17 protein-coding genes and 1 riboswitch are annotated in these 18501 nt (G+C 43.6%); of the genes, 8 read left to right on the top strand and 9 right to left on the bottom strand.

Annotation, left to right across the window (positions count from 1 at the left end; all coding sequences use genetic code 11):
• Positions 1-542: 542 nt before the first annotated feature.
• From hemG to L4C33_RS02015, 3 genes are read right to left on the bottom strand one after another with little or no spacing between them, the layout of a single operon-like run.
• Positions 543-1070: a menaquinone-dependent protoporphyrinogen IX dehydrogenase gene (gene hemG, locus L4C33_RS02025; RefSeq protein ID WP_428810802.1), complete on the bottom strand. Its 528-nt coding sequence runs from the start codon at positions 1068-1070 to the stop codon at positions 543-545.
• 9 nt (positions 1071-1079) lie between these two features.
• Positions 1080-2537, bottom strand: a complete 1458-nt coding sequence (locus L4C33_RS02020) for a TrkH family potassium uptake protein (RefSeq protein WP_428810801.1) — start codon at positions 2535-2537, stop codon at positions 1080-1082.
• A 34-nt stretch (positions 2538-2571) separates the two neighbouring features.
• On the bottom strand, positions 2572-3195 hold the full coding sequence (locus L4C33_RS02015; protein ID WP_428810800.1) for a YigZ family protein: 624 nt from the start codon (positions 3193-3195) through the stop codon (positions 2572-2574).
• A gap of 227 nt (positions 3196-3422) precedes the next feature.
• Between L4C33_RS02015 and fadB the strand changes: the two genes are divergently transcribed.
• From fadB to acuI, 3 genes are all read left to right on the top strand, one after another.
• Positions 3423-5594, top strand: a complete 2172-nt coding sequence (fadB, locus tag L4C33_RS02010; RefSeq protein ID WP_428810799.1) for a fatty acid oxidation complex subunit alpha FadB — start codon at positions 3423-3425, stop codon at positions 5592-5594.
• A gap of 26 nt (positions 5595-5620) precedes the next feature.
• Positions 5621-6784 (top strand): acetyl-CoA C-acyltransferase FadA, encoded by a 1164-nt coding sequence (fadA, locus tag L4C33_RS02005; protein WP_428810798.1) that lies wholly within the window; start codon positions 5621-5623, stop codon positions 6782-6784.
• 252 nt (positions 6785-7036) lie between these two features.
• Positions 7037-8017 (top strand): acrylyl-CoA reductase (NADPH), encoded by a 981-nt coding sequence (acuI, locus tag L4C33_RS02000; protein ID WP_428810797.1) that lies wholly within the window; start codon positions 7037-7039, stop codon positions 8015-8017.
• A 169-nt stretch (positions 8018-8186) separates the two neighbouring features.
• Here acuI and L4C33_RS01995 read toward each other — a convergent pair whose 3' ends face one another.
• The gene (locus L4C33_RS01995) at positions 8187-9128 is read right to left on the bottom strand and encodes a LysR family transcriptional regulator (protein WP_428810796.1); all 942 of its coding nucleotides are present in this window, start codon (positions 9126-9128) and stop codon (positions 8187-8189) included.
• Between the two features lie 139 nt (positions 9129-9267).
• Positions 9268-9453 (bottom strand): hypothetical protein, encoded by a 186-nt coding sequence (locus L4C33_RS01990; protein ID WP_428810795.1) that lies wholly within the window; start codon positions 9451-9453, stop codon positions 9268-9270.
• A gap of 148 nt (positions 9454-9601) precedes the next feature.
• Here L4C33_RS01990 and tusA point away from each other — a divergent pair, with 148 nt between their 5' ends.
• On the top strand, positions 9602-9847 hold the full coding sequence (gene tusA / locus L4C33_RS01985; protein WP_428810794.1) for a sulfurtransferase TusA: 246 nt from the start codon (positions 9602-9604) through the stop codon (positions 9845-9847).
• Positions 9848-9915: 68 nt separating this feature from the next.
• Here the strand turns inward: tusA and L4C33_RS01980 are convergent, their stop codons facing one another.
• Together L4C33_RS01980 and L4C33_RS01975 are read right to left on the bottom strand one after the other, a co-directional pair.
• Positions 9916-10173: a hypothetical protein gene (locus L4C33_RS01980; protein WP_428810793.1), complete on the bottom strand. Its 258-nt coding sequence runs from the start codon at positions 10171-10173 to the stop codon at positions 9916-9918.
• Positions 10174-10344: 171 nt separating this feature from the next.
• Entirely contained in the window at positions 10345-10899 is a 555-nt protein-coding gene (locus L4C33_RS01975) for a TMEM165/GDT1 family protein (RefSeq protein ID WP_428810792.1), read from the bottom strand.
• Positions 10900-10933: 34 nt separating this feature from the next.
• Positions 10934-11127: riboswitch (yybP-ykoY riboswitch) on the bottom strand.
• A gap of 209 nt (positions 11128-11336) precedes the next feature.
• Here L4C33_RS01975 and glyQ point away from each other — a divergent pair.
• From glyQ to L4C33_RS01955, 4 genes are all read left to right on the top strand, one after another.
• A complete protein-coding gene (glyQ, locus tag L4C33_RS01970; protein WP_017632669.1) occupies positions 11337-12251 on the top strand; it encodes a glycine--tRNA ligase subunit alpha in 915 nt (304 codons plus the stop codon).
• 2 nt (positions 12252-12253) lie between these two features.
• Complete coding sequence (glyS, locus tag L4C33_RS01965; protein WP_428810791.1) at positions 12254-14320, top strand: glycine--tRNA ligase subunit beta; 2067 nt, start codon at positions 12254-12256, stop codon at positions 14318-14320.
• A 109-nt stretch (positions 14321-14429) separates the two neighbouring features.
• Positions 14430-15110: a response regulator gene (locus L4C33_RS01960; RefSeq protein ID WP_428810790.1), complete on the top strand. Its 681-nt coding sequence runs from the start codon at positions 14430-14432 to the stop codon at positions 15108-15110.
• Position 15111: 1 nt separating this feature from the next.
• The gene (locus L4C33_RS01955; RefSeq protein WP_428810789.1) at positions 15112-16491 is read left to right on the top strand and encodes an ATP-binding protein; all 1380 of its coding nucleotides are present in this window, start codon (positions 15112-15114) and stop codon (positions 16489-16491) included.
• A gap of 9 nt (positions 16492-16500) precedes the next feature.
• On the opposite strand, the gene L4C33_RS01950 is transcribed toward L4C33_RS01955, so the two are convergent.
• A complete protein-coding gene (locus L4C33_RS01950; protein ID WP_428810788.1) occupies positions 16501-17142 on the bottom strand; it encodes an OmpA family protein in 642 nt (213 codons plus the stop codon).
• 48 nt (positions 17143-17190) lie between these two features.
• Positions 17191-18501, bottom strand: coding sequence for a TadE/TadG family type IV pilus assembly protein (locus L4C33_RS01945; protein ID WP_428810787.1), 1311 nt, complete (start codon positions 18499-18501; stop codon positions 17191-17193).

Genomic DNA, 18501 nt, shown 5'->3' with positions numbered 1-18501 from the left:
GATCAAACTCTTCAATTTAAGATTTTGTCGGCTCAATGAATACTGACTTCAAAACTAATATTTACCGAAGTAAACATGTAATTCTAAAGCTATTACCATTCCAACAGAATGGTAATGAATTGACTGTGCCAAATAACCGCTCTCTATAAAGAGAACAACTATTCGTATTGGTCACTCAGTTCATTGAAACCAAAGTCGATTTCCGAGGAAATCTTTTTTGATATCATCAACGAGTGCCCACACAGATTGATAGGTTTAAATTKTTAAAGAGCTTTTCCTTTTTGAGCTTCGCTCAAATCGGACGGCCATTTTAGCGATTTAAGTTTTAGTGTCAACCACTTTTTTCAAAACTTTTTTCAAGCGCTTAGCTTGGCTAATTTGACCTGCTGATTCGTTTTGGTTTCTTACGAAGCCTTCCCGTTTCAACGAGGTCGCATTATAGAGATTTCGATCACACTGGCAAGCCCTTTTTGAAGTTTTTCTCGTTTTTTTATTCGTTCGATTAAAAAGAACTCAAAACGCCTCAAAAGTAGGCTTTTCTATTACATATTCGAGAGCTTTCCTGCGAATAAAGAGACTTTTCCCCAATTCGTATACTCAATTTCCTTGGTGGTGTCCGTTTCTCCACCAGTCATATTCATAATGAAGCGAATCATGGTTTTATCGAACCAGTTATAACGTGGGTAATAGAGGGCACCAGCAAATACACCTATCAAAGCAGGCTGCCAAGGTGACTTTTTAAGAAACGTCTTTATATATGCACTACCTTCTGGCGTATCTTTTCCTTGGTCTTCTTTTCTAGCTGTTAAGTTAACGCAGAAGAAAGCCACTTTGTTTGATTGTAATTGTTCAATGTTTGTTTCTATAAACTGGTACAACTTTTTATTCAAATGGCCATAACGAATAGAAGCACCAATCAATACGCGATCATAAGAGTTGAAATCAATATTACCCGCTGTGTGTAGATCTACGATTTCACACTCAAACTCAGATAACTCTTCTTCTATATAGTGGAGAATCTTCTTAGTTTGCCCTTCTCGGCTTGAATACAAAAATAATGCCTTTGCCACAACCTATCCTTAACTACGCCAGAACGTAGGAGTCAGTAATATTAATAAAGTGAAAATTTCTAAACGACCGAATAGCATGGATACCACTAATACCCATTTAGCTTTGTCATTTATATCGCCAAAATGCAGGGCTACTTCACCCAAGCCAGGACCGAGGTTGTTAAGAGTTGCAGCTACCGCAGAGAAAGCACTTAATTCGTCCATTCCTGTAGCTATCAACGCCAACATACAAACGACAAACACCAGTGCATAAGCAGAGAAAAACCCCCACACCGCATCAACGACCCGCTGTGATAAAGCCGCACCACCGACTTTAATGGTGTATACCGCTCGGGGATGAACAAGACGCTTCATTTCACGAGCACCTTGCAAGGTCAGCAATAAAATACGAATCACTTTCATACCACCACCAGTTGAACCTGCACATCCCCCTATAAAAGATGAAAACAAAAGAAGAACCGGAAGAAACAGCGGCCACTCAGAAAAGCCTGTAGTAGTGAAGCCAGCAGTAGTAGATATTGATACCGTTTGGAACAAAGCCTGATCAAACGCATCATAATAAGAATCGTAAGACTGATGGTTCAGAAGCAATAAAAAACAAACCAAGAACAATACAGCTTGGATAAAAATGAAGGCTCTGAATTCAGGGTCTTTTAAATAGTATTTTGGATGCACACCACCAGAAGCGAATGCGGCGAAGTGTAAGGAGTAGTTACATGCTGAGATCAATAAGAAGACAACAGTAATCATATTGATGGTATGGCTATCAAAATATCCCATACTTGCGTCATGTGTAGAGAAGCCACCGATCGCAATTGTTGAGAAGCTATGGCTAATAGCATCAAAAGCACTCATACCTGCAAGCCAAAATGCGAGCGCACATGCAACCGTCAAGCTTAAATAGATATACCAAAGCGCTTTTGCTGTTTCAGCAATCCTAGGCGTCATTTTACTGTCTTTAACTGGGCCTGGAATTTCAGCTCGATACAACTGCATACCACCGATACCCAAAACCGGAAGAATAGCTACAGCTAGTACAATGATACCCATCCCACCAAACCATTGTAGGAACTGGCGGTAGAACAATATCGCTTTAGGAAGCTCGTCTAAACCGACAATAACGGTAGCACCTGTTGTCGTTAAAGCAGAAAACGATTCAAAGAACGCATCCGTGACTGAGATATTAGGTGTATCAGAAATAAGGAAGGGCAACGAACCAGCACTACCGATTACCGTCCAAAAAAGTACCACAATTAAAAACCCATCACGGGCTTTTAATTCATGCTTATGTCGGCGGTTCGGAAACCAACAAGTCGCACCGCAAAAAAGCAGTACAAAAAATGTAGTTACAAAAGGTACACCCGCACCATCACGATAGATAAGTGCGACCAGAGCGGGAGCGAGCATAGAGACACTAAACAGTGCCAGTAATAACCCGACGATACGAATAATTGAGCGAAATTGCATTACAAATATGACGAAGCGAGAGGCTTCAAACTTCCTAGTTATTATCTAATTTTGATACCAGTGCTTTAGCACTGCTTTTATTGACGATGGTTTCCATAAAAGCATCGACTTGAAGCACTTCTATCTCAACGATCATGACTACATTGACGCCATAGTCCGCCTGCACTTCCTTTGCTTCAAATTGAGACATAATTGATTGTGCGATCGGCACGAATCCATAGTCTAACTCTAGGCGTAAGTTTGTGGTTATTTTTTTCTCGATAGTTTGAAGCAGCTTGAGAGCTTGTTGTACTCCACCACCATAAGCTTTAACTAAGCCACCCGTCCCAAGTTTAATTCCACCAGAATAACGAGTCACTACAGCCGTTAGTTCACCAACACCAGAACCTGACAGCTGCGCCAAGATAGGTTTACCCGCCGTACCTGAAGGTTCACCATCATCACTAAAGCCCCATTTCATTGAATCTTCAGGTCGCCCCGCAACGAATCCCCAGCAGTTATGCCTTGCTGAAGCATGATCCGCTTTTACTTGTTCAACAAACTGTTTGGCAGATTCTACACTTGGGGTATGAGCTAAATGAGTAATGAATACACTCTTCTTTATTTCTTCTTCAAATTGCGCCGATTGCAACGGAATAAGGTAAGGCTGGTCATTCATATTGATGGCTTTATTAATGAGGAAATCAAAGTGTATCACGCACATTGAATAACCGTTAGAGATCTGTGCCAACGCACAATGTTAAACAATTGTTTAAAAAATGTATTGAATTTACATTAGACCAAGTACAAACTAAAACAACTGGTCAAACCAGAATGAATTTAACGATATAAATACAACAAGAATTCTCTCACGCAATCGTGGATTGTACGTCATGGAGATAGACAATGATTTACCAAGCTAACACCCTACAGGTAAAGGAATTACAAGATGGAATAGCTGAACTAAGCTTCTGCGCTCCAGCTTCTGTAAATAAGCTAGACCTTGCTACTTTAGAATCCCTAGACCAAGCACTTGATGCGCTTAAAGCTCACTCAGGTTTACGTGGTCTCATCTTAACTTCAAACAAAGATGCCTTCATCGTCGGTGCCGACATTACTGAATTTCTGGGTTTATTTGCTAAGCCAGAAGCAGAACTTGATGAATGGCTAAGATTTGCTAATTCTATTTTCAGCAAACTAGAAGATTTACCAGTTCCAACCCTTTCAATGATTCGCGGTCATGCCCTTGGCGGCGGTTGTGAATGTGTCCTTGCTACCGATTTCCGTATTGGCGACAAGACCACCAGCATCGGATTACCAGAAACAAAATTGGGCATCATGCCTGGCTTTGGTGGCTGTGTGCGTTTACCTCGCGTTATCGGTGCAGATAGTGCAATGGAAATCATCACTCAGGGTAAAGCTTGTCGTGCAGATGAAGCTTTAAAAATTGGCTTGTTAGATGCAATTGTTGATACCGAACAACTCCTAGAGTCAGCTATCAATACTGTTTCTCTGGCAGCAAACGAAAAACTTGATTGGCAACTACGTCGTAAACAAAAAACATCAGCGTTATCACTAAGCAAGCTAGAAGCCATGATGAGCTTTACGATGGCTAAAGGGCTTGTCGCTCAAAAAGCAGGGCCACATTACCCAGCGCCAATCACCTCAGTGATTGCGATTGAAGAAGCAGCTCGCAGCGATCGCGATGCCGCGCTTGATATTGAGCGTAAACACTTTGTAAAACTGGCTAAGTCAGAAGAAGCAAAAGCACTGGTTGGCCTATTCCTTAACGACCAATACATTAAAGGCTTAGCGAAGCAAGCTGGCAAGTCAGCAAACAAAGCGACTGAACGTGCAGCCGTACTTGGCGCAGGTATCATGGGCGGCGGTATTGCTTACCAGTCAGCATTGAAAGGCGTACCAGTGATGATGAAAGACATCGCACAAGCGTCTCTTGATCTTGGTATGAACGAAGCTTCTAAGCTGTTGAATAAACGCTTATCACGCGGTCGACTAGATGGATTCAAGATGGCAGGTATTCTGTCTTCTATTACTCCAAGTCTGCATTATGCAGGTGTTGAGCAATCAGATGTGATTGTAGAAGCGGTTGTAGAGAATCCTAAAGTAAAAGCAGCGGTACTGAGCGAAGTAGAAGGTTTGGTTGGTGAAGATACTGTTCTGACATCAAACACCTCAACTATTCCGATCAATCTATTAGCAAAATCACTGAAGCGCCCAGAAAACTTCTGTGGCATGCACTTCTTTAATCCAGTGCACCGCATGCCTTTAGTTGAGATCATCCGTGGTGAACACACTTCAGAAGAAACCATCAATCGCGTGGTTGCTTACGCAGCGAAGATGGGTAAATCCCCTATCGTTGTAAATGACTGCCCAGGTTTCTTCGTGAACCGTGTCCTTTTCCCTTACTTTGGCGGTTTCAGTATGTTGCTACGCGACGGAGCTGATTTCACAAAAGTGGATAAAGTAATGGAACGTAAGTTCGGTTGGCCAATGGGCCCAGCTTACCTGCTAGATGTTGTTGGTCTAGACACAGCACACCACGCACAAGCTGTAATGGCGCAAGGTTTCCCTGAACGTATGGGTAAAGAAGGTCGTGATGCTATTGATGCACTTTACGAAGCAGACAAATACGGCCAGAAGAACGGTAGCGGTTTCTACACTTACAGCGTAGACAAGCGCGGTCGTCCAAAGAAAACCTTCTCTGAAGATATTCTTCCTGTGCTTGCTGATGTATGCCAACAGCCACAAGAATTTGATGATCAAACCATTATCCAACGCGTGATGATTCCAATGATCAACGAAGTCGTACTGTGTCTAGAAGAAGGCATCATCGCGACACCGCAAGAAGCGGATATGGCACTGGTTTACGGTTTAGGCTTCCCTCCATTCAGAGGCGGCGTATTCCGCTACTTAGACAGTGTGGGTATTGGTAACTTCGTTGAAATGGCGAAAGGCTACCAAGACTTAGGTGCAATGTACCAAGTTCCTCAACTATTGCTTGATATGGCTGCGAAAGGCGAAAGCTTTTACGACGCTCAACAAGCCAGTTCTCTGTAACCCACATTTGGAAAAGGAATAGCAAAATGAATAATGTAGTTGTTGTTGATTGCCTTCGCACCCCAATGGGACGTTCCAAAGGTGGAGCTTACCGTCACACTCGTGCTGAAGATTTGTCTGCACATTTGATGAAAGGCATTTTAGAGCGTAACCCAGAAGTTAACCCTTCAGAGATTGAAGATATCTACTGGGGTTGTGTACAACAAACACTAGAGCAAGGCTTCAACGTTGCACGTAACGCCGCACTTTTAGCTGGTTTACCAATTGAGATCGGCGCTGTAACTGTTAACCGTTTATGTGGTTCATCTATGCAAGCTCTGCATGATGCAACTCGTTCAATCATGGTTGGTGATGCCGAGATCTGCCTAATTGGCGGTGTAGAGCACATGGGCCACGTGCCAATGACACACGGTGTCGACTTCCACCCAGGCATGTCAAAGAACGTAGCAAAAGCTGCGGGCATGATGGGTCTAACGGCTGAGATGCTAGGTAAGATGCATGGCATTAGCCGTGAAGACCAAGATGCGTTCGCAGCACGTTCACATGCTCGAGCTCAAGCTGCAACAGTTGAAGGCCGTTTTAAAAACGAAATTCTGCCAACAGAAGGGCACGCAGCTGATGGCTCACTGTTTACTCTGGATTACGATGAAGTCATTCGCCCAGAAACAACGGTTGAAGGTTTATCTCAGCTGCGCCCGGTATTTGACCCGGCGAATGGTACGGTAACAGCAGGTACTTCATCAGCATTATCTGATGGAGCTTCCGCAATGCTAATCATGAGCGAAGAGAAAGCCAACGCACTTGGCCTTAAGATTCGTGCTCGCGTGAAGTCTATGGCTATCGCTGGCTGCGATCCTTCAATTATGGGTTACGGCCCAGTACCTGCGACCCAAAAAGCACTTAAGCGTGCGGGTTTAACGATTGAAGATATGGGTGTGATTGAACTAAATGAAGCATTCGCAGCTCAATCTCTTCCATGTGCTAAAGATCTAGGTCTACTTGATGTGGTTGACGAGAAAGTAAACCTTAACGGCGGTGCGATTGCACTGGGTCACCCACTTGGCTGTTCTGGTTCTCGTATCTCAACCACCCTAATTAACCTGATGGAAGCACAAGACGTTAAATACGGTTTAGCAACGATGTGTATTGGATTAGGCCAGGGTATTGCAACGGTATTTGAACGACCTTAGTCAGCTGTAACTGAATAAGAAACAGCTTTGTTAACTGGTAAGAAAATATCGAGTTAACGAAAATACCTCCAAAAAGCGCAATTCATGTTTATCGTGATTGCGCTTTTCTCTATCGGTTATACCTCAACAAAACTTCTCGGTTTACTTATGCGTTTTATGCATAGATCTAATGTTGAAGTTTCATTATTTTTTCTCTGAAATCTCGTCTAGAGTTGTTGGCAGATTCCTAATATTCCTCCTACGGAGCTGATCATGTTTAAAGCACTTGTATTAAACCAAGAAGACRAAAAAACCATCGCTGCTGTTTCTCAAATTGATGAGTCGCAACTGCCGGAAGGTAACGTGAAAATTAACGTTAACTATTCGTCTCTTAACTACAAAGATGGTTTAGCGATTACAGGAAAAGGGCGTATTGTTCGTAACTTCCCTATGGTTCCTGGTATCGACCTTTCGGGCGTGGTTTCTCAATCGGATGATCCTCGCTACAAAGAAGGCGATGAAGTCGTTCTGACTGGCTGGGGTGTTGGTGAAGGGCACTGGGGTGGCATGGCTGAAAAGGCAAGTCTAAACGGTGATTGGTTAGTGCCAATGCCACAAGGCCTAGACGCTAAAAAAGTCATGGCAATCGGCACCGCTGGTTTCACCGCAATGCTTTGTGTACAAGCGATTGTTGACGCAGGAATTAAGCCTGAAGATGGCGAAATTTTAGTAACTGGCGCGAGTGGTGGTGTGGGTAGCGTGTCTATTACTCTACTAAACCAGCTAGGTTACAAAGTAGCAGCTGTAACTGGCCGAGCATCTGAAAATGGCGAACTTCTAAAGTCACTAGGTGCTTCACGTATCGTTGAACGTGCTGAACTAGAAGAACCAGCTAAACCGCTAGAAAAACAACTGTGGGCAGGCGCTATTGATACTGTAGGCAGTAAAGTGCTAGCAAAAGTATTGGCGCAAATTGATTACAACGGTGCAGTTGCAATGTGTGGTCTAGCTGGCGGTTTTGATTTACCTACAACCGTAATGCCATTCATTTTGCGTAATGTTCGCCTACAAGGCGTCGACTCTGTAATGTGCCCTCGCGAAAAACGTATCAAAGCTTGGGAGCAACTTGCAGAGCTATTACCGGAGTCATTCTACGGTCAAGCAACCAAAGAGGTATCTTTAGACGGTGCAATTCAAGCAGCAGAAGACATCACTAACGGTCAAATCACTGGTCGTGTTGTTATAAAACTTTAGTTATAAAACTTTAGTTATAAAGCTTTAGTTATCAAACTATGGTAGTGATTAAGTAAGCTACGGGGTTGAAAAGCTAAGCTTCAACAATCCAAAATAACAAAGGGCTGATTACTATCAGCCCTTTTGCATTTTTGTCATTCAGCTCAAGTGAAAAAAGCGCGTTTCTAAGTTAGCCCAAGCCAACATCCGCAATGCGCTTTTGAATCAATTCGCCACACTCCTCTTTTACTACCCTTCTTAACCATTGTTGTGAGGCAGATGAGTCACAACGAGAATGCCATATCAACGAATAATCAAACGGCATAAACTCAAATGGTAAAGGTTTCACTACAAGGTCATAGCGATCAGCCACTAAATACGCTAAGTCAGCCGGCACAGTGATCACCAAAGGCATTTTATCAACAATCGCCAACGCAGCTTCCAGATGATAAGCCCGCAATACCATTTTCCGTGGGTTTTGATTCGCAAGTGCATTGTCCAGTAGCGCTTTCACGCCATCACTAATTGCGATCATCGCATGAGGAAGATTGACATAATCATCTAAACTCAATGATTCTTTTGCTAAGGGGTGATTCCTAGAAAGTAGGCAAGATACGCCTACTGGGCCAAGTACTTTTTGATGCAGAGGCGACACAGACCCCGTCGGACGACAAATTGCCATATCCACTCTTTCAGTGCTCAATTGTTTAAACAACTTTTCATGCTGAAGTGGTGCAAACTCCAAAGAGATATTCGGCGCAAGCTCATAAATTTTAGGCAGGGCGTAAGGCAAGATGGTTTGCATCGCGTAGTCAGTGGTCGCAATCAAGAACCGCTCATTACAATAGTAAGGGTTAAACTCGCTAGGAGTCAGAAGCTGCCGAAATGATTCAAGAGGTTGCTCAATTTGCTGACTGATTTCCAACGCTTTACTGGTAGGAAGCAAACGCTGACCTTGGCGGGTAAATAGCGGGTCATCCAACAAATGTCTTAAACGCCCAAGTACACGGCTCGTTGCAGACTGACTTAAGTTCAAACGAACAGCGGCTTGGCTAACACTGCCTTCTTCAATTAAGACTTTTAACGCGACCAATAAGTTAAGGTCACGACGGTAGATTTCTTCTAATTCCACACTCAATACCTAAGTGATAATACTGCCTCTGTTATACCATGCTTCAGGCAAAAAAAATCCCGCCTTTCAGCGGGGAAGCCCAAGAAAACTGGGGATAGTGTCGGAATGTCGTATCGGAATTGTGTAATAGGGATCTGGGTTAATGTTCTTGCTCTTCAGAGATACCTTGCCAACGGCGCATCTCAACCCAAATACCAAAAATTGTTGCAATCATACCTGCCAATGGCATTAATGACGCTTCTGCGGGTGTTCTTAATACCAGTGCACAAAAAGAAATAAAGCACAGTACTGAATAAATCGTAAGTCTATCTAAACCTGTCAACATCGCCACTCCTTAGCTAGTTGTCTCACATCAAGTTGTTATCAACTTGTTAACTAAGTTATAGCAAATCATTCTGTTTGCCAAGAGGTTATTGCATATTTTTCCTGCAGAAGTATCATTCTTTGCGTTACGCATATAAAGAGAAGTAAACATGACATTCGATCCTGAACTGGCAACACACACTTTAGAAGCTGAGGGGCTACGCTGCCCAGAACCAGTAATGATGGTCAGGAAGACGATTAGGAACATGCAGGATGGTGATGTGTTATTGGTAAAAGCAGACGATCCATCGACAACTCGTGATATTCCGAGCTTTTGTCGATTCATGGATCACCAATTAGTTAGCGCGCAAACTGATGCCCTCCCTTACCAATATCTCATTCGTAAAGGTTTATAAGGTTAAATTATTGTTAACTTAATAAACAACAAAAAAAGCCGCAATGAATTGTTCATTGCGGCTTTTTGCTATTCCGATTCTCTAGCGTACTGCTGTAGCTTTTCCATTTGATGTTGCATTGCTCTCATGTCCTTTCTCATTGGAATAATGTGTGCAACACGAATCCAAGCTTCGACGGAAAGTCCAGTCATGATGATTGAGCCTGCGACCATAGGTAGCCACATATCAGTCAACACCATACCGAGTAAAGTAAGTGCGAGACCAAAGGTAAACAGGTAACTTTGGCTTTTTGGAGTCATTCCCATATAGCGCGTTAACATAGTCATGCCCTCTTGCTTATACCAATTAAGATAAAAACCGATCACAAGATTAAATTAACATGACATGCATGACCGTTATGTGTCAGCACACACACTCACACTGCTTTTCGAACCAACACTTGATCTAGACCAATTAATATTGCTCTTTGATTTACAAACGAAAATGTAAAATCACCACTATAAAACGGCAGCACCAATCGCCAAGGCAACAAACAAAGCAGCGGTTACTTTTCGAATCAGATCTAATGGCATTTTATCCGCAGATAACTTGCCGATAATCACCACAGGCACATTCGCGAGCAACATACCGATGGTAGTCCCCAGAATCACCCACGTTAACGCATCAGAATATTGAGCCCCTAAAATCGATGTCGCTATCTGGGTTTTATCACCTATCTCGGCAATGAAGAAGGCGATAAAACTGGCGACAAACGGGCCTCGATTCGACACACCTTCATCGTCATCCAATTTATCAGGGATCAGAATCCAGCCAGCCATTACGATAAAGCTGACCACCAGCACCCACTTCAAAACGTCCGGAGACAGGTAATCTGCGATTACAACACCTAACCATGCAGCAAGGGCATGATTCACTAATGTTGCTAAGAAAATAGCAGCGATAATCGGAATTGGCTTACGGTATCTGCTAGCTAATAAAAGGGAAAGTAACTGCGTCTTGTCACCGATTTCGGCTAAAGCGACAGTTGTAATTGAAATTGCTAAAACGCTCACGACATGCTCATTTGGGGCGAGGATTATTATATTTAACCAAAGACAAACCTCGCGCCCCACCCCGGTTCACGATGTTTGTCTAAGGTCTTGCTAAACGATGTCGACGTTTGTTTTGTTATCGTCGTTTTCGTCTCGAACGCCATGATGATTTTGCATCAATTATGTTGACGAACGAACCTATTATCCCAGTGTTGATAAATAGGCAGGCTACTCCCCAAAGACGGCGTGATTCTAACGACCCAAAACAGCTAAAACAAGTAACTCTGAACCTAAAAAGCGTCTTTAACTCGAAAAAAGAAGATTAAAGAGAAAAAAATCCATTAAAAGGGATTTAAGGCGATTAATTAAACAAGATTACCCCTACTCGCTTTACGAATATCTCGGTATACTCAGAGGTTATTTTCTCATTCATTTAAAAGAATCGCGCGAACCTGACTATGCAAAAATACGATATCAAAACCTTCCAGGGAATGATCCTCGCGCTGCAGGATTACTGGGCTCAAAACGGTTGTACCATTGTTCAACCTCTAGATATGGAAGTAGGTGCCGGCACCTCTCACCCAATGACATGTCTACGAGCACTTGGCCCAGAGCCAATGTCTACAGCTTACGTACAACCTTCACGTCGTCCTACTGATGGCCGTTACGGTGAAAACCCTAACCGTCTGCAGCACTACTACCAATTCCAAGTAGCGCTAAAACCATCGCCAGACAATATCCAAGAGTTGTACCTAGGCTCACTAGAGGTTCTTGGTGTTGACCCACTTGTTCACGATATTCGCTTCGTTGAAGATAACTGGGAAAACCCAACACTAGGTGCATGGGGCCTTGGTTGGGAAGTATGGCTAAACGGCATGGAAGTAACTCAGTTTACTTACTTCCAACAGGTTGGCGGCCTTGAGTGTAAGCCAGTAACCGGCGAGATCACTTACGGTATCGAGCGTCTAGCAATGTACATCCAGGAAGTAGATTCTGTTTACGACCTAGTATGGAACGTAGCACCAGACGGTTCTAACGTGACTTACGGTGACATCTTCCACCAAAACGAAGTTGAGCAATCAACCTACAACTTCGAGCACGCAGACGTAGATTTCCTATTCACTTTCTTCGATCAGTGTGAAAAAGAGTGTAAAGAGCTACTTGAGCTTGAGAAGCCACTTCCGCTTCCAGCTTACGAGCGCATTCTAAAAGCAGGTCACGCATTCAACATTCTTGATGCGCGCAAAGCTATCTCTGTAACAGAGCGTCAACGTTACATCCTTCGTATCCGCAACCTGACTAAATCAGTTGCTGAGGCGTACTACGCGTCACGTGAAGCGCTTGGCTTCCCAATGTGTAAGAAGGACAAATAATCATGGCGAAGAATTTTCTAATTGAACTGGGTACGGAAGAGCTTCCACCAACAGCACTTCGTTCTCTAGCAGAAGCATTTGCTTCTAACTTTGAAGCAGGCCTTAAAACTGCTGAGCTTTCTCACGAAGGCATCAAGTGGTACGCAGCACCTCGTCGTCTAGCACTTAAAGTAACAGCACTGGCTGAAGGCCAAGCAGACAAAGTCGTTGAAAAACGTGGTCCTGCTGTTTCTGTTGCATTCGATGCTGAAGGCAACGCAACGAAAGCTGCGCAAGGTTGGGCTCGTGGTAACGGTATTACTGTTGAGCAAGCTGACCGTCTGAAAACAGACAAAGGCGAGTGGCTTCTTTTCAAACAAGAAGTGGCTGGCAAACCAGTTCAGGAACTAGTTATGGACATCGCTGCGAAAGCACTAGCGGGCCTACCTATTCCTAAAGCAATGCGCTGGGGCAACTCAGACATTCAATTTATCCGTCCAGTGAAAACACTGACAGTACTACTAGGTGATGAGCTTGTTGAAGGCGAAATCCTAGGTGTAGCATCTGCTCGTACTATCCGTGGCCACCGTTTCATGGGCGAACAAGAGTTCACAATCGAGTCTGCTGACCAGTACCCTGCGATCCTAGAAGAGCGCGGTAAAGTAATGGCAGATTACGATGCTCGTAAAGCTATCATCCTAGCTGATGCTAAAAAAGCAGCAGAGGCTGTTGGCGGTATTGCTGACCTAGAAGACGACTTGGTTGAAGAAGTAACTTCACTAGTTGAATGGCCAGTGGTTCTTACTGCTAAGTTTGAGCAAGAGTTCCTAAAAGTACCTTCTGAAGCTTTGGTTTACACCATGAAAGGCGACCAGAAGTACTTCCCTGTGTATGACGCAGAGAAAAACCTTCTACCAAACTTTATCTTCGTATCGAACATCGAGTCTAAAGAGCCTCGTCACGTTATCGAAGGTAATGAGAAAGTTGTACGTCCACGTCTTGCTGATGCTGAATTCTTCTTCAACACCGACCGTAAACGTCCGCTGATCGACCGTCTTCCTGAACTAGACCAAGCTATCTTCCAGAAGCAACTTGGTACTATCAAAGACAAGACAGACCGCATTACTGAGCTTGCTGGCTACATCGCTGAGCAAATCGATGCTGACGTTGAAAAGTCTAAGCGTGCTGGCCTGCTAGCTAAATGTGACCTAATGACTTCTATGGTATTCGAATTTACGGATACTCAAGGTGTTATGGGTATGCACTACGCGACTCACGATGGTGAAGACGAGCAAGTTGCACTAGCACTTTACGAGCAGTACATGCCTCGTTTCGCTGGTGATACCCTACCAAGCACAGGTATCTCTTCAGCAGTTGCAATGGCAGACAAGCTAGACACTATCGTAGGTATCTTCGGTATTGGCCAAGCACCAAAAGGTTCTGACCCATTCGCACTACGTCGCGCGTCACTAGGTGTTCTACGTATCATCGTTGAAAACGGCTACAACCTAGACCTAACTGATCTGATCGGTAAAGCGAAAGAGCTACTAGGCGACAAGCTGACTAACGACAACGTTGAAGCTGACGTTATCGACTTCATGCTAGGTCGTTTCCGCGCATGGTATCAAGATGCTGGTTTCAGTGTTGATATCATCCAAGCGGTACTAGCACGTCGCCCAACTAAACCTGCAGACTTTGACCAACGTGTTAAAGCGGTTTCTCACTTCCGTGAACTGGAAGCAGCAGAAGCACTAGCAGCAGCGAACAAGCGTGTAGGTAACATCCTTGCGAAATTCGACGGCGAACTACCAGCTGAAATCGACCTAACTCTTCTTCAAGAAGACGCAGAAAAAGCACTAGCTGAAAACGTTGAAGTCATGACTGAAGCTCTAGAGCCAGCATTCGCGACAGGCAACTACCAAGAAGCCCTAAGCAAACTAGCTGACCTACGTGAACCAGTTGATGCGTTCTTCGATAACGTAATGGTTATGGCTGATGACGAAGCTCTGAAAAAGAACCGTCTAACGCTGCTAAACAACCTACGTAACCTATTCCTACAGATTGCGGATATTTCTTTACTACAGAAGTAGGCTCATTTGGAATAAATATTAAGGGGGAAGCTTTGGCTTCTCCCTTTTTTTTATCCAAAGCTAGTGTAAGCTCTATCTAGTTGAATCTTATTGTATATAGGGATATTAAATGCTGGTTGTTTTGGTTGAAGATAATGAAATATTGAATCACCACCTGTCTTCTCAACTCAGTGAGCAAGGACATACAGTCCATGCAGAGAAAACAGCTTCAGCGTGCCTGCAAACCATTCAAAAACAGCCTAATACAGATGTCATGATCATTGACCTTGGTTTACCTGATTTCGACGGAATCACACTGATCAAACAAATACGCCGTAAAGAGATTACTGTACCCATCCTAATATTAACGGCACGTGGTGATTGGCAAGATAAAGTTGAAGGGCTGAACTCTGGCGCAGATGACTACCTAACTAAACCTTTCCAATTTGAAGAATTACACGCACGTCTTGAAGCGCTTGTTCGTCGCAACCAGGGGTTTTCAGCCTCGCAAATCAAAGCACAATCCTTAACTCTTGATACCCAAGCCAAACGCATCACTTACGATGATGCACTTATCGAACTTACGGCCTTAGAGTTTCAAATATTTGAATACCTTATCCGACACAGTTTACAGATAGTCTCCAAGCAACAGATTACAGACTCACTGTATGCTCAAGGTGAAAGTGTTCAGCCAAATAACATTGAAGTGATCGTTTCACGCTTACGTAAAAAGTTAACGCAATACACTCAGGATAAGATTATCAGCACAATTCGTGGGCAAGGCTATCGATTTGAACTAGAAGCGAAGTAAGATGAAAAGACTGTATAAAACTCAGTTTAGACGACGCACATTTACCATTGCAGCCTCAATCTTATTTGCAATGGTGCTCACGAGTACTTGGTTCTATTACAACAGTCAAAAACACCAACTCTTTGAAGCCTATTCTAAAAACACACTTCGTGAATTACCTTCGATTATAAATGAGCTGCTCTCTTCAGGAGAGATACCACCGCTAACAGAGTGGAATCGCTTCTACGCCAAAGAGTCACCCAACACCAGTGTCATCTTGTGTGATGACAACAACCAGCAAGTCTGGACTTCAATAGACGTTGAACGAAGAACCAAGCAACTTGCTGAACTCGAGATCACTCGCCCACAAATCGATAACTTGTGTACTGACCTTAATTTTCCAATAGACAGTATTCGCCTCATCGAAAAGCCAAGCGGAGCAGCATTTATTGTTCATACCGTGCTATGGAAAGGCTTTAAAGATCAAAAAGATGGCAAAGTTCTACTAACACAACAAGTTGAGAATCAAATGGAGGCCATCCGTCAATTAAAGTACACCACGGTTGGTGTATTGGTGGTAGCACTGGCACTGATCAGCGCCTTACTCTTGGTCTTCTATCGAATCAGCTTTGCCCCATTCTCTCGCTTGGAAAAAGAACTGCATGAAATAAAGCAGGGTAAGCAGAACCAACTAGCACAAGCCTATCCAGAAGACCTGCACAATGTAACCAGTGCATTGAATGAGCTATTGTTCCAACAAAAAGAAAATCAAGAACGTTATAAACGGTCACTGAACGATCTCGCCCATAGCCTTAAGACTCGTGTTGCTGTATCCCAAGCTCTTCTTGAAGACCAATCGCCAACGAAGAATCAACAAATAAACCAGCAACTATTAGAGATGGATAGCCTTATCCAAAGCCAGCTCAAACGAGCTTCATTAGGTGTGAAAGGAATAACGACCAATACCATCCAGATCAAACCGACTCTCGACAGTTTAGTTGGCATGTTTTCAAAGATTCATGCAGAAAAAGAGATCGAATTTGTCACCAATTATGCAAGCCAACAAACGCTGCCTCTAAGCAAAGAGGACCTTATGGAAGTGCTTGGGAATATTCTGGAAAATACATTTCGCTTTGCCAATAGACAGGTTCTATTCAAAGTCTCTGATTTTGATGATCAGGTCCTGATTGAAATCAGCAACGATGGGCCTGCTATCGATAACGCTACCAGTCAGGCTTTATTTCAAAGAGGGGTAAGAGCCGATCAGCAAAATCCGGGAACAGGCTTGGGGCTAGCACTGTGTGATGAGATAATTCACAGCTACAAAGGGGCGATTTGGTTTGATACACCGGAGCACCCATCCATGGGTGTCACTCTGAAGATTCTGCTGCCACAAACGTAAGTTATAAGCTTATGACTGGATATCGACTCTGCGATTCAAATGACGGCCCGTTGCAGAGTCATTACTTTGTACAGGAGCTTTTTCGCCTTGTGATTCAACACTAGCGTGCTCAATGTAAGCACCATGTTCCTGCAAATAATCTAAAACCGCCTCTGAACGCTTTAAGCCTAAGCTTAAATTGTATTTTCCCGTTCCTTTCGAGTCAGTGTTACCCACAACACTCAACTCAGGCACCTGTTGCTCTAACTTCGCCGCCAGTTTAAGCAACAAATAACGCGACTGTTTATTCAGTTCGTCCTTATCAAAATCAAACAGCACTCTAGCAACCAAATTACTGCTTTGCTTTCCATCTTCGATCACGGCTCTGCTCAACAGAAACTGAGCGCAGCTATTGCTGAGATCAGATTGAGCAAGCTTACCTTGAATTAACTCAGCTAGCGCCTGATCATCTACCGTTGTAGTGAGTTGCATAAAAGGGCCTTGGTGATACATGACCTTAGTACCTTGACCGACAGTAACCGACTGCTCAAACTCAGAACGGCCAGTATCACAATATTGGTAAAGTAACTCGTTAGTATCCAACTTAGATGGCGATGCTATTGTTGAAAAAGGTAACGCCACTAAAAGCGCTATTGATAAAAAAACTCTCATGTTCATTCTCTTAGTATTCATTTTACTGTCTCGAATCATTAGCGCAGATTACTGTGCCAAGTGACCGACTTCTTCTGTAATCAGTGATAGTATCTGGTTAAGAATTTCGTCCTTATTCTCCGCCTTATACACATTGTCTTTACCGACACAATTTTTCAAATTGACGTTTTCGTCTAGTTCATAATCAAAACCAATCACTGCCATACGGGCATTCATTTGCTCTCCACTTGGCGTTTTCATCCCTTGACTGACTCCATCAACCACTGAAATTGCATCATCGGTATTGTCTGCTGTAACTTTCCCGCCATTGAGCATATTAAGAATATTGCTGCACATACCGCGCTTGATCAACTTGGGTACCTGCTCTTCATATAGGTCTGAGTCTTTTCCATCAGACAGCACTATGATCAGCTGTCGTGAATTTTCAGCCATAGTGGTGACGATCTGTCCTGCTCGTATCACTCCTTGCAGAAAGGCCGTACCTCCATGTGCTTCAAAACCATTCACTTTGTCCATAAAGTAACTAAAGTCTGAGGTATAGAAGATGTCGTAAAACTTAGCGAGATCATCTTCATTAGGTATTCTTTGTGCTTCACCTTTTACTTTAAATTGCGCATCAATAGTCTTTTGAGGATAAAACACATCATCTTTATCCCAACCGTCTGGGTCATACTTAGTTATTCTCTGGTCACGAAGAATCAACTTGCCGTTTTTATTGGTGTTAATTGTACGTCGGTTATAGCCAGTCATTGCTACTCGATGCGGTCTCACTGGATTTAGCTGATTAAACTTATCTAGTTCTTCCGTTACTTCAGCAATAATTTCTTTGAGATCTTCCAACTTAGTGTTTTTGCCTCCGCTCCACTTATTGTTCATAGAACCGGAAAAGTCGACGATAAAAGTAATGTCAACAGGCTGACTCTGATAGCGGCGTGCCTTCGAAGAGCCAGTAACATCGAACGTGTCACCAAAGCCGACAATCACACCTTGCCCCGGAAACCAGGATTGATGTTGGCTTTTCCCCGCAACACGATACTCAAAGTAACGAGCGCCACCTTGTTCCGCTTGCTCTGCACACTCCGCTATTTCATCACAAGACAACTTATCGACTTGAATATCCAGCAAGGAATCCATGTCATAGAGGTAATGGTCAATGTAGCTTTGAGCAAGCGGGTGATTACTTGAATCCTCAGCTGATACAGCAAGAACAGCGGCTTCTGCTGCCTCTTCTAAACGAGCTTTGGTTTGTAACGCTCTGGCGCCATCAGAACCCAGCATAAACACACCAAATAACACGGGGATACATATCGCAAACAAGATCGCAGCATGGCCAGACTGTTTCGCCAAAGATAGCCTCAT

The organism is Vibrio makurazakiensis, assembly GCF_050337375.1.
Lineage (GTDB): Bacteria > Pseudomonadota > Gammaproteobacteria > Enterobacterales > Vibrionaceae > Vibrio > Vibrio makurazakiensis.
This window is presented reverse-complemented; position numbering and strand designations above follow the sequence as displayed.